Below are 14536 nucleotides of genomic sequence, written 5' to 3'. Positions count from 1 at the left end.
CGTTCGGCCTGAACGGCCTCGTCCTCAAACGCCGGACGGGCTGAGTTGGCTGAGCCAAATTCAGCCCCTCCGGCGTTTGAGGAGCGGGGGTCCGGGGGCCGGCCCCCGGGTCGGGACGGGAAGGGGCGGCGGGGGCGAGGAAAAGTCGTCAGCCACGGGTCAGCGACAACAGCTCCCGTGCCGGCCCCACCGGCCGATGCCCCGTCGGCCACACCGCCCGCAGATCCCTGGCCAGCGCGACGCCGTCGACCGGCACCGGCACGAGGCGCCGCATAGCGAGCTCCTCCCGCACCGCCAGTTCGCTCAGCACCGCCGGCCCCGCCCCACTCACCGCCGCAGCCTTCACCGCGGTCGTCGACGACAGTTCGATCAGCGGCCGCGCCAGCCCGCCCAGCGCCGCATCCAGAACCTGCCGGGTCCCTGAACCCTTCTCGCGGAGGATCAGGGGCGTAGCCGCCAGCTCCGAGGCCTCCAGCGGACGACGACGGCGGGCCCACGCATGCCCCGGTGCCGTCACCACGATCAGCCGGTCATGGGCGATCACCGTGGAGTCCAGGCCGGGCGGCACACTCACCCCCTCCACGAAACCCAGGTCCGCCTCACCCGACAGCAACCGCTCCCCCACCGCCGCCGAGTTCCCCGCAAGCAGGGACACCGCCGTGTCGGGCCGCTGGGCGCGCAGCGCCAACAGCCAGCCGGGGAGCAGGTATTCGGCGATGGTCATGCTCGCAGCCACCCGCAGCCGGGAGTCCCGCCGGTCCCGCAGCGCCTGCGCCCCCGCGTCGAAGGCCTCCGCCGCCTCGACGATCCGCCGCGCCCAGTCCGTGACGAGCGCACCGGCGTCCGTGAGGCGGGAGCCACGCGGCGAACGGTCGACGAGGGCCACACCCAACTGCCGCTCCATGGACCGGATCCGGCTGCTCGCCGCCGGCTGGGTGATCCCCACCTCCCGCGCCGCCCCGCCCAGACTGCCGAGCCGCGCCACCGCCAGCAGCAGTTCCAGCGCCCCGAGATCGGGCACTCGATGCGCCAGCGAGACAACGACGGCCGACGGCTCCTCTCTGTTACCCATAACTCCACCTTATGCCCTCATAGAGACATCCTCCCTGGTCGCAGAGCGCCGGCAGCGGGACCCTCGATCCATGATCACCGCAGCCCATCCCCTTCCGCGTGCCACCGCACGCCCCCCGCGCGCCACGGCCGTCCGCCACCTCGGACCCAACTGGTACGCCGCCGTCATGGGCACCGCCATCGTCGCCTCCGCAGGGTCGGCGCTCCCCCTCGGCGTCCCCGGACTGCGCACCGCCTACGCGGCCGTGTGGGCTCTCTCCCTCGTACTCCTCCTCGCTCTCCTCACCGCCCGCGCCCTGCACTGGAGGCACCACCGCGACCAGGCCCGCGCCCACCTCCTGGACCCGGCGACCGCACCGTTCTACGGGTGTCTCGCCATGGCCCTGCTGGCCGTCGGCGGCGGTGCCGTCACCGTCGGCCGGGACTGGATCGGGCTGGGCGACGCGCTCGTGCTCGACGCCGTGCTGTTCACCGCCGGGACGGTCGTGGGGCTCGCGGGCGCCGTGGCCGTCCCGTACCTCATGGCCGTACGACACGAGGTCGAGCCGGGGCAGGCCACGCCCGTGTGGCTGCTGCCCGTCGTCGCGCCCATGGTGTCCGCGGCGCTCGGGCCGCTCCTGGTGCCGCATCTGCCGGCCGGGCAGCCGCGGGAGGCGCTCCTGCTCGCCTGCTTCACCATGTTCGGACTCAGTCTCATCGCCACGCTGCTGATGCTGCCGGTGATCTTCGGGCGGCTGATCACCGGTGGTCCGCTGCCCCTCACCCTGACCCCGACGCTGTTCCTGGTGCTCGGGCCGCTCGGGCAGTCCACCACCGCCGTCGGCAAGTTCGCGGACGTGGCCCCGGGGGCCGTACCGGCGCCGTACAGCGAGGGGTTCGGCATTCTCGCCGTCCTGTACGGCGTGCCGGTCATGGGCTTCGCGCTGCTCTGGCTGGTGTTCGCCACCGCGCATGTGGTGCGGGCGCGGCGGCAGGGCATGGGCTTCGCGATGACGTGGTGGGCGTTCACCTTCCCGGTGGGGACCTGTGTCACCGGCGCCGAGGCACTCGCCCGGCACACCGGGCTCGTCGTATACGACTGGCTCGCGGTCGGGCTGTACGTCCTGCTCCTCGCCGCCTGGGCCACCACCGCCCTGCACACGGCCCGCGGTCTGGTCAGCGGAACACTGCTCGCAGCGCCTCGCCCAGCACCCGCGGCGCCTCGGCCAACGAGGGCCCGTACCACGTCAGATGACGTCCGCTGACCAGGGCGCACCTCAGTCCCGGGAACGCCTCCGGGCCGTCGTCGGCCGTGAAGCGGTACGGCTCGTCCGGCAGTACGACGACGTCCGGGGCGGCCGCCCGCAGTTCGTCGAGCGGGATTCGGGGGTAGCGGTCGGGGTGGGTGGCGTAGAGGTGGTCGACGCCGAGGCGGGACAGCACGTCGCCCGCGAAGGTGTCCCGGCCCAGGACCATCCAGGGGCGGCGCCAGATCGGGACCACGGCCGTCGTACGGTGCTCGGGGCGCGGCAGGCGGGACCAGGTCGTCTCGGCCTCGTCGAGCCAGCGGGGGCGGGACTTCGCCCCACAGGCCTCCAGCACCCGGGCGAGCTCTGCGAACGCCTGCGGTATGTCACATACCACCGTCACCAGGACCTCGACGCCCGCCGCGCGCAGCGCCGCCAGGTCGGGTTCGCGGTTCTCCTCCGCGTTGGCCACCACCAGGTCGGGGGCGAGCGTGAGGATGCGGTCGAGGTTCGGGTTCTTGGTGCCGCCGATGCGGGGGACGTCCAGGTCCGCGGGGTGGGTGCACCAGTCGGTCGCGCCGACGAGGGCGCCGGGGACCGAGACCGCGACCGCCTCGGTGAGCGACGGGACGAGGGAGACGACGCGCACCGGCACTACCGCGACCGGTTCTGGACCGCCTCGACGTGCTCGGCCACCGCGACGACGACCACGCGCGTGTCCGACACGGTCGCCCGCCACCGGTGGCGTACGCCGCCCGTCAGATACAGCGTGTCGCCGCGGCCGAGCCGGTAGGCCCGCCCCTCGGCCTCGATCTCCACCGCGCCGTCGGCGACATACATCAACTGGTCGTTGCGGTACTGGAATTCGCGGCCCGCGTCATGGTCCCCGGTGAACTCCGAGGCGTGCATCTGGTGATGCCCCCGCACCAGGGAACGCACCCGCGGATCCGCCGCCGGCTCGGGCTCGGCGCGCACGACGTCGACGCTGCACGCCGGGTCGGCGGCGGCGAGGAGTTCCACGGCGGTGGTACGCAGGGCGTCGGCGACCTTTTCGAGGGACGTTCTGCTCGGCCGCGCCCGGTCGTTCTCGACCTGGCTCAGGAACGGAACCGACAGGCCGCTGCGCTCGGCCACGACGGCGAGGGTGAGCTGCAGCGCCCGACGGCGTCGCCGCACGGCCGCGCCCACTCGCAGGGGCTGATCCTTGTGGTCGTCTTTGTGGTCGCCCATCGCTCCGGCTCCCTCCTTCGCTCGTGGTCCGTGTGGCGCGGTTCCGTGTGCCGTGCCCCGGCGTCCGGGTGCGGCAGTTCTGATGAGTTCTCTGCACCTTACGCAGGTTTGGCAAACCGTTTCACGCGCCCGTCACATCCCCGTAAACACTGCGTGCGGTCAATTCGCCAACTCTGGCCCGTGGATGAGCTCTCCGGACTCGCCGGGCGCGGATTCCTCCTTCGGGACGAAGATGCTGACCAGCGGGGTCGAACGGGCCTGCGGGCCGGTGAACGGAGCTGGCCGACGGGTCGGCGAAGGCCCGGCTGCCTCCGGGAGGCGGATCGCCACTCGGCCGGCCCTTTCGGAGGCGGGATCACAGGCGTACGTCCGTCGGCTCCCGAAGTCTCCGCGCCGGCGCTGCACCTCGATCAGGACGAGCCTCTCGCCCCTCAGTTCAAGGCACGAACGGTCGCCGATGTTCCCGCCCGTGCCCCATGCCGGCAGGGCGCAGTCAAGCCTATGATCAGGGGTTGCGTGCCAGGCGGTGAAGGAACGCAGCACGGCGCGGAGTTGGCGGCCGGTGTCGCAGTCGGCCCGGTGGTGGCCGGTCGGTTCGACTCTCCCGCCGTGCACCGAGGTGATGTCCGGGGTGCCTTCGGCACAGCGGGAGAGGGCGCGCGGTGCCTCGAATGTGCGGGCGGCATTTCCGCTCAGGAGGGCGGCGAGGCTTGGGGAATGGCGTAGCGCTGTGTGGTTGGCCGGATCCTTTTCGTACGCACGGACGTATCCGCCGACGTTGTCGTCGGCGTGCGTGGGCCGGCCGGTGCCCGCGCCGAAGTCGTGGCGGGCCGCCGACACGGGACCGCGCTCGACGGCCCTGTCAGGACGGCCGCCACGAGGAAGACCCGAGGGGTGGCCTACCCACCCGCCGTCAGGACGTGTGGGTAGGCCACCCCTCATTCCGAGCGTGAGCGGGCTGGGTAGGCCACCCCTCATTCCGAGCGTCAGCGGGCCGGCTCGCGCCTCAGCCCGTTGCGAAGGTCAGGACGCCTTGGCGGACGTGGCAGGTCCGGCGTCACCGTTGAACAGAGGCGTACTGCCGTTGAACTCGATCCCGCGGAAGGTGATCGTGCGGTTCTCCGGGATGGTGTCGGACCAGCTGCAGTAGGTCCAGCCGGCGTCCGATCCCAGGTAGTCGTGGCACTCGTAGTCCCAGACGTCGGTGTTGCCGTCTCCGAAACCCCAGCCGCCGACGGCGTGGTGGCCGTCCGCCTGCTCGTCCCGCACCCAGATGACGTCGCCCGCCTTCTGGAAGCAGACGGTGACCCCCTTGCCCACCGAGCACGGAGCGCCACTCGGCGGGGCGGAGCCGGCCTTGGCCGTCTGCTTGACGGACTCGGTCGCCAGCGCGGGCGCGGCGGCCAGAACGACGGCGGTCGCCACGGCGCCCACCACTGTCAGGATCCTTGTGTACATGATCGTCGGGCTCCTTGGCGGGGTCAGGACGTGGGAGCGATCGTCTGCGGGCTGGCCCCGTTGGGCACGATCCGGTCACCCTTCATCGTCATCGGCCAGATGGTGATGTTCGTGTGCTCGGGGATGACGTCGGCGAGCCCGTCACACACGGTCCACCCGGCGGCCTTGCCCGCGTAGTCGTGGCAGATCCGGTCGTCGCTCGCACTGCCGCCGGTAACCCACCAGTGGACGGACGCGTGATTTCCGTCATCGCGGGTGTCCCGCACCCAGATCTCGTCCCCGTCCTTGACGAAGCAGCCCTCGGCCCAGCCGCCCGTGGCGCACGCCGCCCCGGCCGGAGGCCCACCGGCCACATTCCGCGCCGTATAGCCACCGGCCCCGAATGCCATCCCTGTTGCCAGAACGGTGGCGAAAAAGGCAGAGCCGATTACAGTCGCAGTTCTCTTCAAAACATCCCCCTTCATCGGTCGCGCACGGGGGGAATTTCGGAATTCGAAATCCGATACCCCCGCGCAACAACAACCTCTCACACAGGCCGAAGGTTGATCAACCCCTGAAGGGGGCAGACAGAGAGAAAAACCGACGGTAATGGATCAGACCTCAGGAGACCGGAGCAAGCTTCTCCTCAAGCCCTGTCCGGGCGTCAAGCCACTTCCTCGCGGACGCCTTCTCATTACCGGCTCCCCCCCTTTTGTATCGCCACCTCGAGGGATGCGAGCTGCTGCTCGGTCAGCTTGAAATCCTTCAGCCATCCGGAGAATTCGGGAAATTCCTTGCTGAAGCCTTTGTGCGCGACGGTGTGGATCTGTTCGCCCTTGCCCCAGGCACCCATCGGATCCTTGAGCTTCTTCAGGTCGTACTTCCCGTACGCCCAGTGCGGCGACCACAACGTCACCACCACCGGCTCCCGCTTCCCGATCGACCGGTCCAGCTCCGCCAGCATCGACGACGTACTCGACGACACCACCTTGTACTCACCCTCCAGCCCATAGGCCTTCAGGACCTTCTTGTTCAGCGTCCCCATCATCCCGGCACTGGCCTCAATACCGATGATCTTGCCGCCGAACTCCTTCCCCCGGCCCTTCAGATCCGCCAGCGAATCGACACCCTTCACATACGACGGAACCGTCAGCTCCAGCGACGTAGGCCCATACCACGAACCCAGATCCTCGAGCTGCCCTTTGTAGCGGTCCACGTATTCCTTGTGCGTGGTCGGCAGCCAGCCGTCCAGTTGGACATCCATCTGTCCTTGGGCGAGTGAGGTGTACAGCGGGCCGGGATCGAGTTGCTGGACCTTGGGCTTGTAACCTCGGTCCTCCAGCACGTTCTGCCAAAGGTAGGTGGCGGCAATTGCCTCGTCCCACGGAAAATAGCCCATGTCGACTTCTTTGCCCGCATCCCTGCCCTGCGCTTTCGCGCCCCCGGCGACCGGGACGAGTTCGTCCACCAGCCCGGCGTTTTTCTTGAGCCAGGCACGCACGCCGTCCTGCTCATGGCCCTCGCCCGCTGCACGGATGTCGTTCTCCAGACTGGTCAACTGCGGCTCGGTGAGCCTGAAGTCCTTCAGCCACTTCGCGACGACCGGGTCCTTCTCGGCGAAGCCTTTGTGCGCGACGGTGTGGATCTGTTCGCCCTTGCCCCAGGCACCCATCGGATCCTTGAGCTTCTTCAGGTCGTACTTCCCGTACGCCCAGTGCGGCGACCACAACGTCACCACCACCGGCTCCCGCTTCCCGATCGACCGGTCCAGCTCCGCCAGCATCGACGACGTACTCGACGACACCACCTTGTACTCACCCTCCAGCCCATAGGCCTTCAGGACCTTCTTGTTCAGCGTCCCCATCATCCCGGCACTGGCCTCAATACCGATGATCTTGCCGCCGAACTCCTTCCCCCGGCCCTTCAGATCCGCCAGCGAATCGACACCCTTCACATACGACGGAACCGTCAGCTCCAGCGACGTAGGCCCATACCACGAACCCAGATCCTCGAGCTGGGAGCTGTACTTGTCCCAGTACGCCTTGTGCGTCGTCGGCAGCCAGGCATCGGTCTGGAAGTCGATGTCCCCCCGCGCCACACCGGAGTACAGCGGTCCCGGGTCGAGCTGCTTGACGTTCGTCTCGTAGCCGCGCTCCTCCAGGAGCTCCTTCCACAGATACGTGGTGGCGGTTCCCTCATCCCAGGGGATGTAGCCGAGGTTGATCTGCTTGCCCTGACCCACGTTCGCGCCGGGCGCGGCGGCGGGTTCCTCGGAGCGGCCGGAGCCGACCAGGTTCATGCCGCCCGCGACAAGAGCGAGAACCACGACACCGACGACCGCGACCGCGGCGTTCGGCTTGTAGCGCGCAAGCCTCCGACGCCCGGCCGCAACGGCGGCCGCCTTGGCCGCCGCCCGGCGGCCGAGCGGCGACACCCGCTCACCCAGCGCACCGGTCATGCGATCCAGGTACATGGCCAGGATGACCACCGCCACACCGCTCTCGGCGGCCAGCCCGACCTTGAGCTGGGTGATCGCGGAGTAGACCTGCTCGCCGAGGCCGCCGGCACCGGCCATGCCCCCGATGACCACCATCGACAGGGCCAGCATGATGACCTGGTTGACGCCGGCCATGATCGTCGGCAGAGCGAGCGGCAGCTGTACCCGGGCCAGGGTGGAGCGCGGGCTGGTGCCGAACGCCTCGGCAGCCTCGATCAGTTCGCCGTCCACCTGCCGGATGCCCAGCTCGGTCATGCGGACACCCGGCGGCATGGCGAAGATGATCGTCGCGAGCAGGCCCGGGGTGGTGCCGACGCCGAAGAACATGACGCCGGGGATGAGGTAGATGAAGGCCGGCATCGTCTGCATGACGTCGAGCACCGGCCGCAGCTGCGCACTGACCCGGTTGCTGTGGGCCGCCCAGATACCCAGGGGCACCGCGAGAACAATGGTGATGAACGCGGCGACGAGGACCAGCGACAGCGTGTCCATCGCGTCGCCCCACAGCCCGAGGGAATCGATCAGGGCCAGGCCGACGAAGGCCAGGACGCCGGGCAGCAGGCCACGCAGCCAGCACGCGATCACCGCGAAGATGCCGGCCATCAGCAGTGGCGCCCCGCCGCCGAGGACGGCGTCGACGCCCTCGTACATCGCGCCGAGCACAGCCTTGACGATGTCGAACACCCAGGTCAGGTGGGACTGCAGCCAGTTCACCAAATCCTCGACCCAGTCGCCGAAGTGGACCCTAGGCACGGGCGATCACCTTCTTCCCGCCGTCGCGCGGGTTGTCGCACGGCGCGGGCTCCCCGGTCTCCTCGCCGAGGAAACCGACCAGCCGCTGCCTCGGTACCACGCCGATGAGGCGGTTGCCGTCGTCGACCACCGCGACCGGGTGGGACAGCCGGGCGCTGATCGCGCACAGTTCCGCGAACGAGGTGTCCGCGGTGGCGGTCTCGCAGCCGCAGCCGGGGGCGTCGCCCGTGACCGACGCGTCCATGACCGCGCCCGTGGTGAGGACGCGGGAGCGGTCGACGTCCTGGATGAAGGAGGCGACGTAGTCGTTCGCGGGCCGCAGCAGGATGTCCTCGGCCGTGCCGGTCTGGACGATGCGGCCGTCGCGCATGACGGCGATGCGGTCGCCCAGGCGCATGGCCTCGTTGAGGTCGTGGGTGATGAAGACGATGGTCTTCTTCAGGCTCCGCTGGAGTTCGAGCAGCTGGTCCTGCATGTCGCGGCGGATCAGCGGGTCCAGGGCGCTGAACGACTCGTCCATCAGGAGCAGGTCGGCGTCGGTGGCGAGAGCGCGGGCGAGGCCGACGCGCTGCTGCATGCCGCCGGAGAGCTCGTCGGGCCAGGACTTCTCCCAGCCTGCGAGGCCGCACAGGGCCAGCGCCTCGCCGGCGCGCTGCTCGCGCTCGGCGCGGGGCACGCCCTGCACGGCCAGGCCGTAGGCGGCGTTCTCCAGGACGCTGCGGTGCGGGAACAGCGCGAAGTGCTGGAAGACCATGCTGATCTTCGTTGCCCGGACCGCGCGCAGCTCCCGGTCGCCGAGCGCGGTCAGATCCTGGCCGTCGAAGCGGACCTGTCCGGCGGTCGGCTCCAGCAGGCCGTTGAGCATGCGCAGCAGCGTGGACTTGCCGGATCCGGACAGACCCATGACGACGAAGATCTGGCCGGGTTCCACGGTGAAGGAGGCGTCGATCACAGCGGCTGTGGTGCCGTCGGCACGCAGCGCCTCGCGGTCGGCGCCCTGCCTCAGCCGCTCGACCGCGTCGTCCGGTCGTCTGCCGAACACCTTGTAGAGCTGTGCGGCCTCAAGTCTGGCTGACACGCGTGCCTCTCGTCGTGTGGGGGTGAGGGAACGAGGCCGCGCCTGCCCTCGGCCGACCAGCGCAAACGCGGGAGTGGTTCAGTTCACAACCAGTGCGTAGGATCGCCGCCGGTGCTTCACATCGGTGGGGGGGGACGACTGTGGAACGACCGGACGACGGACGCGCGTCGGTGCTGCGCTTCGCGACGGAGCTGGTGGCCTGGATCGCGACGCCCTGGGCGCTGTGGTCGTACTCCTGGCCGCTCGCCGTGCTCGCGGTGCTGGTGCTGATCGGTCTGCCGACCGTCTTCTCCACTCCGGGTGACAAGGCGAACGTGATCGTGCCGGTTCCGGGCCCGGTCACGATCCTGCTCGTGCTGCTCCAGCTCGCCGCGGCCCTGGTGTCGGCGTGGTGGGTCTGGCCCGTGTGGGCGGCCGTCCCGGTCTCCCTGCTGGCGGCCGCTGCCCTCGTCACGGAACGCTCGCGCTGGCGCTGGCTGCTCGCCGGGGGGTGACTGTCAGTGCCGTACGGCATGATGCGAGGCGTGACCGGACGACTGATGCTCCTCGACACCGCCTCGCTCTATTTCCGCGCCTACTTCGGCGTGCCGGAGTCCGTGAAGGCCCCGGACGGCACCCCGGTGAACGCCGTGCGCGGGCTCCTCGAATTCATCGACCGCCTGGTCAAGGACCACCGCCCCGAACACCTGGTGGCGTGCATGGACGCCGACTGGCGCCCTCAGTGGCGGGTCGACCTGATCCCCTCCTACAAGGCGCACCGCGTCGCAGAGGAGCACGAGGTGGGCCCGGACGAGGAGGAGGTGCCGGACACGCTCTCCCCGCAGGTGCCCGTCATCGAGGCCGTCCTCGACGCCCTCGGCATCGCGCGCGTGGGCGTCGAGCCGTACGAGGCGGACGACGTGATCGGCACGTTCACCGCGCGGGCGAAGGGCCCGGTCGACATCGTCACCGGGGACCGCGACCTGTACCAGCTGGTGGACGACGCGCGCGGGGTGCGCGTGCTCTACCCGCTCAAGGGCGTCGGCACGCTGCAGCTCACCGACGAGGCATGGCTGCGCGAGAAGTATGGGGTGGACGGCGCGGGGTACGCGGATCTGGCGCTGCTGCGCGGCGACCCGAGCGACGGCCTGCCCGGCGTGCCGGGCATCGGTGAGAAGACGGCCGCCAAGCTGCTCGCCGAGTTCGGGGACCTAGCCGGGATCATGGCCGCGGTCGAGGACCCGAAGGCGAAGCTCACACCGTCGCAGCGCAAGCGGCTCGACGAGGCGCGGCCGTACGTCGCCGTGGCCCCGAAGGTCGTCAAGGTCGCCGACGACGTCCCGCTGCCGGACGTGGACACGGCCCTGCCGCACGCCCCGCGCGACTCGGCGGCGCTGGACGAGCTGGCGGTCCGCTGGGGACTGGGCGGCTCACTGCAGCGTCTGCTGACGACACTCGGGATGTGACGATTCCGGCGACGCGCACTCGTCAGGTCTTTATGGGAGAGGTGTTGACCGGGAGAAGATGCTAACTTAGGTAAACCTAAGCTTGGGAACAGGGAGGCCGCCATGGCAGAACGCCCGGCACGGAAGCCGCGGAAGGCCCAGTCCGCGCAGGTCGTCCGCACGGAACGGCTGACTCCGCACATGCAGCGCGTGGTCCTCGGTGGCGAGGGTCTGGCCGAGTTCGCGGCGGACACCTGCACCGACCACTACGTGAAACTGCTGTTCCCGCCGACCGAGGGCGTTGCCTACCCCGAGCCCTTCGACCTGGAGCGCATCCGCGAGGAACTCCCGCGCGAACAGTGGCCGGTGACCCGGACGTACACCGTGCGGGCCTGGGACCCGGTCCACCGTGAGATGGCGCTGGACTTCGTGATCCATGGCGACGAGGGCCTGGCCGGCCCCTGGGCGGCGCGTGTCCAGCCGGGCGAGACCGTGCACTTCATGGGCCCAGGCGGTGCCTACGCCCCGGACGTCAGCGCCGACTGGCATCTGCTCGTCGGCGACGAGAGCGCCCTGCCCGCGATCGCCCGCTCCCTGGAGTCGCTGCCCGCCGGCGCCACGGCGCACGCCTTCGTGGAGGTCTCCGGCCCCGAGGAGGAGCAGAAGATCGAGTCCGACGTGGAGGTCGTCTGGCTGCACCGCGGGGGCCGGCCCGTCGGCGAGGCGCTGATCGAGGCCGTACGGTCGCTGCAGTTCCCGGAGGGCCGGATGCATGCGTTCGTGCACGGAGAGGCGCACTTCGTGAAGGAGCTGCGTCAGCTGCTGCGTTGCGACCTGGCGATCCCGCGCGAGGACCTGTCGATCTCCGGCTACTGGCGGCTCGGTCACAACGAGGACGGCTGGCAGGCCTCCAAGCGGGAGTGGAACGCGCGCATCGAGGCGGAGCAGGAGAGCGCGGCGCCCGCCGCGTGAGACGTCCGAAGGGGCGGCACCTCGCCGAGGTGCCGCCCCTTCGCCGTTGCCGTCGCGGCGACGGATGTGCTCACACCGACCGCTGGTACGACCGGAACGTCCGGATCGACAGCCACACCGCCGCCACCGCTAGGGCCAGCAGCGCCCCGCCGCGGCTGAGCACGTCACCCCAGTCGGGGTGCTCGGACAGTGCCGAACGACCTGCGACCATCGCCCAGTTGAGCGGGTTGAAGTCGGCGATGTGCCGCATCCAGGACGGCATCTGGGAAGGCGCCATGAAGGCACTCGAGAGGAACGTCAGCGGCAGCAGCAGGAAGGTGTTGATGCCGATGATCGACTCCCGCTCCTGCACCAGCATGCCCAGAGCGTTGGACAGCGCCCCGAAGACGGTGCCGAGCAGCACGGAGGCGAGGACCAGGATGGCGATGCCGCCGATGCCGCCCGGGTAGTCGGCGCCGCCCGCCAGTGCGAGCAGCACGATGACGACCGACTGGAACGCGGTGATCAGGCCGTTGTTGACGACGTTCCCGTTCATCAGCGCGGCCCGGCTGACCGGAGTGGTCAGGAAGCGGTTGAGGGTGCCCCGCTGGATCTCCTCCAGAGTGCCCATCCCGGCCCACATGTTGGAGCTGAGGGCGCTCATCACGACCACGCCCGGCACGAGGTAGTCGAGGTACGTCGTCGTCCCGAAGCCGCCCAGCTCGACGACCTTCTTGAAGAGGTTGCCGAACAGGAACAGCCAGATCACCGGCTGGATCAGCGTGATGACCGCGTACGCGGGCTGCCGGGTGAACACCATGAGCTGACGCTGTGTCATGTACCAGGTCTGGGAGACGGCCGTGCTCATCGCGCACCTCCGGCGAGGACGGGGTTGTCGGTGGCTTCGGCGTCGGCCTCGGAGTAACGGCGGCCGGCGTAACGGAGGTAGACGTCGTCGAGGGAGGGCCGGGCGACGGTCGCGGCGGCGACCCTGACCCCCGCTCGCTCCAGCGCCCCGAGCAGTGCGGGTACGGCGGCCGCCCCGTCGTCGGCGCGGACGCTGACGCGGCGTCCGTCGATCAGTACCTCGTGCATGCCGGGCAGACCGCCGAGGGCGCCTTTGAGGAGCGTACGGCCGGCCTCGCCGACTGGCTCCCGCAGCTCCAAGTGCACGGCGTCGCCGCGGAGTTCGCCCTTGAGGGAGTCCGGGGTGCCCTCGACGACGACCCGGCCGCGGTCGACGATGGCGATGCGCTCGGCGAGCCGGTCGGCCTCCTCCAGGTAGTGCGTTGTCAGCAGGATCGTCAGACCCTCCTCCCCCGCCAGCCGGTCGATCTCGTCCCACATCGCCGTGCGGGCCTCCGGATCCAGGCCGGTGGTGGGTTCGTCGAGGAAGAGCACCTCGGGCCGGTGCACCAGGCCGAGGGCGACGTCGAGCCGGCGGCGCATACCGCCGGAGTAGCCCTTGACCGGACGCTTCGCGGCGTCGGCGAGACTGAAGCGGTCGAGCAGTTCGTCCACCCGCCTGGCGAGGGCGGCGCCCTTCAACCCGTAAAGCCTGCCCTGCAGTTGGAGGTTCTCACGGCCGGTGGCGACCGGATCGGCGCCGGAGCTCTGGGCGACCACGCCGATCGCGCGGCGCACCCGGTCCGGGTGGCGCAGCACATCGTGCCCGGCGACGGTGGCGGTGCCCGAGTCGGGCTTCGCGAGGGTGGTGAGGATCTTGACGGTGGTGGACTTGCCGGCGCCGTTGGGTCCGAGGAGTCCGAAGACGGTGCCCGGTTCGACGGTGACGTCCATGCCGGACAGGGCGGTGACCTCACGGGCGTAGGTCTTGATCAACTGGCGCGCCTCCACTGCGGGCGCACGGGTAGCACTCACGGCTGCTCTCCTGAATGAGCGGATGACAAACAAGCGGATGACAACTGATCCGTCCGCATGAAGAGCGCCGGGCTATCCTGGGTGTGCCGCACCTCGATCGCCTGGAGCCGCTTCACGGCGGATTCAGTTCGGGGTTCGAGACCCCGGCCCAGCTGCTGCAACAGCCCGGCCGGGGTCTGTTTCGTCAGGTGAACTCCGGTGACAGCTCCCCCGTTTCGTGGAAGTGGCGCCACCCGTCGACGCCCGGCAGTGAGCCCTTCTCGATCTCCTCCAGGAAACCGCGGACCCATTCCGCCTGCGCCTCGACCATGTGCAACTGGTACTCGACCTCGACGAGGAAGAGCCGCGGGAGCGTCTCGCACAGCTTCTCCAGCGCCGCGCGGCCGCTCGCCACCTCCACCTCCAGGTTCTGCAGCCGCTCTTCGAGCAGCCGCACCACGTCGTCGGGGGGCAGAGCCCCGAGCAGTGACAGCGCGGTCTCGAAGATCGGGTACTCCTTGGCCGGGACGGCCAGCAGATCGGACAGCCAGTCGGCCATCTCCTCCCGCCCCGCCTCGGTGAGCCCGTAGACCGTGCGCTCGGGCCGGTTTCCCTGCCGCTCGACGTCCGCGACCTCGACGAAGCCGTGCTTCTGGAGGTTCTGCACGACCGTGTAGAGCGAGCCGTACTTGATCTTCGTGCTGACGTCCTTGCCACGTTGGCGCAGGGTCTGGGCGATCTCGTACGGATGCATCGGCTTCTGCCAGAGCGTGACCATCACGGCGAGCGCCAGCGGGTTGCTGAGCTTGCGACGCTTCATCGCCACGACCGATCACCTCGCTTACGAATATCCGTGACCGAACATATCGCGACTCTCGGACAGACGTCAATACACACGATGTATCGCGTTTCGATGCGCACAGCAAGGGCGTGAGGACTTGGGCCCGTCGCGGACATGACCGCGTGACACGCACGAAACAGCCCGTCCCTAATTTCTGTCGCCTGACAG

General features: G+C 69.7%; 14 protein-coding genes and 1 pseudogene. 4 read left to right on the top strand and 11 right to left on the bottom strand.

The genetic code is table 11. From position 1 onward, the window contains the following. Positions 1 to 148: 148 nt before the first annotated feature. Complete coding sequence (locus ACWDAG_RS22325; RefSeq protein ID WP_450697303.1) at positions 149 to 1072, bottom strand: LysR family transcriptional regulator; 924 nt, start codon at positions 1070 to 1072, stop codon at positions 149 to 151. A gap of 70 nt (positions 1073 to 1142) precedes the next feature. Between ACWDAG_RS22325 and ACWDAG_RS22320 the strand changes: the two genes are divergently transcribed. Beyond that, positions 1143 to 2315: a TDT family transporter gene (locus ACWDAG_RS22320; protein ID WP_450697302.1), complete on the top strand. Its 1173-nt coding sequence runs from the start codon at positions 1143 to 1145 to the stop codon at positions 2313 to 2315. Here ACWDAG_RS22320 and ACWDAG_RS22315 read toward each other — a convergent pair. The 7 genes and pseudogenes from ACWDAG_RS22315 to ACWDAG_RS22285 all read right to left on the bottom strand — a co-directional run bounded on the left by ACWDAG_RS22315 (position 2227) and on the right by ACWDAG_RS22285 (position 9292). Further along, positions 2227 to 2946 (bottom strand): helical backbone metal receptor, encoded by a 720-nt coding sequence (locus ACWDAG_RS22315; RefSeq protein WP_450697301.1) that lies wholly within the window; start codon positions 2944 to 2946, stop codon positions 2227 to 2229. The genes ACWDAG_RS22320 and ACWDAG_RS22315 overlap by 89 nt on opposite strands. Before the next feature lie 5 nt (positions 2947 to 2951). Next, the gene (locus tag ACWDAG_RS22310; RefSeq protein WP_351466284.1) at positions 2952 to 3527 is read right to left on the bottom strand and encodes a helix-turn-helix domain-containing protein; all 576 of its coding nucleotides are present in this window, start codon (positions 3525 to 3527) and stop codon (positions 2952 to 2954) included. 159 nt (positions 3528 to 3686) lie between these two features. Further along, on the bottom strand, positions 3687 to 4367 hold the full coding sequence (locus ACWDAG_RS22305) for a hypothetical protein (protein ID WP_450697300.1): 681 nt from the start codon (positions 4365 to 4367) through the stop codon (positions 3687 to 3689). A gap of 183 nt (positions 4368 to 4550) precedes the next feature. After that, positions 4551 to 4985: a hypothetical protein gene (locus tag ACWDAG_RS22300; protein ID WP_450697299.1), complete on the bottom strand. Its 435-nt coding sequence runs from the start codon at positions 4983 to 4985 to the stop codon at positions 4551 to 4553. Positions 4986 to 5008: 23 nt separating this feature from the next. Next, on the bottom strand, positions 5009 to 5374 hold the full coding sequence (locus tag ACWDAG_RS22295) for a hypothetical protein (RefSeq protein WP_450697298.1): 366 nt from the start codon (positions 5372 to 5374) through the stop codon (positions 5009 to 5011). Positions 5375 to 5585: 211 nt separating this feature from the next. Next, positions 5586 to 8214: pseudogene (locus ACWDAG_RS22290) on the bottom strand (ABC transporter permease/substrate binding protein). After that, positions 8207 to 9292, bottom strand: coding sequence for a quaternary amine ABC transporter ATP-binding protein (locus ACWDAG_RS22285; RefSeq protein ID WP_450697297.1), 1086 nt, complete (start codon positions 9290 to 9292; stop codon positions 8207 to 8209). The pseudogene ACWDAG_RS22290 and the gene ACWDAG_RS22285 overlap by 8 nt, the downstream one beginning before the upstream one ends. A gap of 140 nt (positions 9293 to 9432) precedes the next feature. Between ACWDAG_RS22285 and ACWDAG_RS22280 the strand changes: the two genes are divergently transcribed. The 3 genes from ACWDAG_RS22280 (at position 9433) to ACWDAG_RS22270 (ending at position 11688) form a co-directional block, all read left to right on the top strand. Then, entirely contained in the window at positions 9433 to 9786 is a 354-nt protein-coding gene (locus tag ACWDAG_RS22280) for a hypothetical protein (RefSeq protein ID WP_450697296.1), read from the top strand. A gap of 21 nt (positions 9787 to 9807) precedes the next feature. Further along, complete coding sequence (locus ACWDAG_RS22275; protein WP_450697441.1) at positions 9808 to 10737, top strand: 5'-3' exonuclease; 930 nt, start codon at positions 9808 to 9810, stop codon at positions 10735 to 10737. Between the two features lie 102 nt (positions 10738 to 10839). Continuing rightward, positions 10840 to 11688, top strand: coding sequence for a siderophore-interacting protein (locus ACWDAG_RS22270; protein WP_450697295.1), 849 nt, complete (start codon positions 10840 to 10842; stop codon positions 11686 to 11688). Positions 11689 to 11758: 70 nt separating this feature from the next. Here the strand turns inward: ACWDAG_RS22270 and ACWDAG_RS22265 are convergent, their stop codons facing one another. The 3 genes from ACWDAG_RS22265 to ACWDAG_RS22255 form a co-directional block, all read right to left on the bottom strand. Continuing rightward, positions 11759 to 12535, bottom strand: a complete 777-nt coding sequence (locus ACWDAG_RS22265) for an ABC transporter permease (RefSeq protein ID WP_450697294.1) — start codon at positions 12533 to 12535, stop codon at positions 11759 to 11761. Continuing rightward, a complete protein-coding gene (locus tag ACWDAG_RS22260) occupies positions 12532 to 13548 on the bottom strand; it encodes an ATP-binding cassette domain-containing protein (RefSeq protein WP_450697293.1) in 1017 nt (338 codons plus the stop codon). Before ACWDAG_RS22260 ends, ACWDAG_RS22265 begins: the two co-directional genes overlap by 4 nt. A 184-nt stretch (positions 13549 to 13732) precedes the next feature. After that, positions 13733 to 14347, bottom strand: a complete 615-nt coding sequence (locus tag ACWDAG_RS22255) for a PadR family transcriptional regulator (protein WP_450697440.1) — start codon at positions 14345 to 14347, stop codon at positions 13733 to 13735. Between the last annotated feature and the right edge of the window lie 189 nt (positions 14348 to 14536).

The organism is Streptomyces sp. NPDC001157 (genome assembly GCF_053598255.1).
The sequence above is the reverse complement of the archived record's forward strand: the minus strand, read 5'-3'. Positions and strand labels throughout refer to the sequence as shown.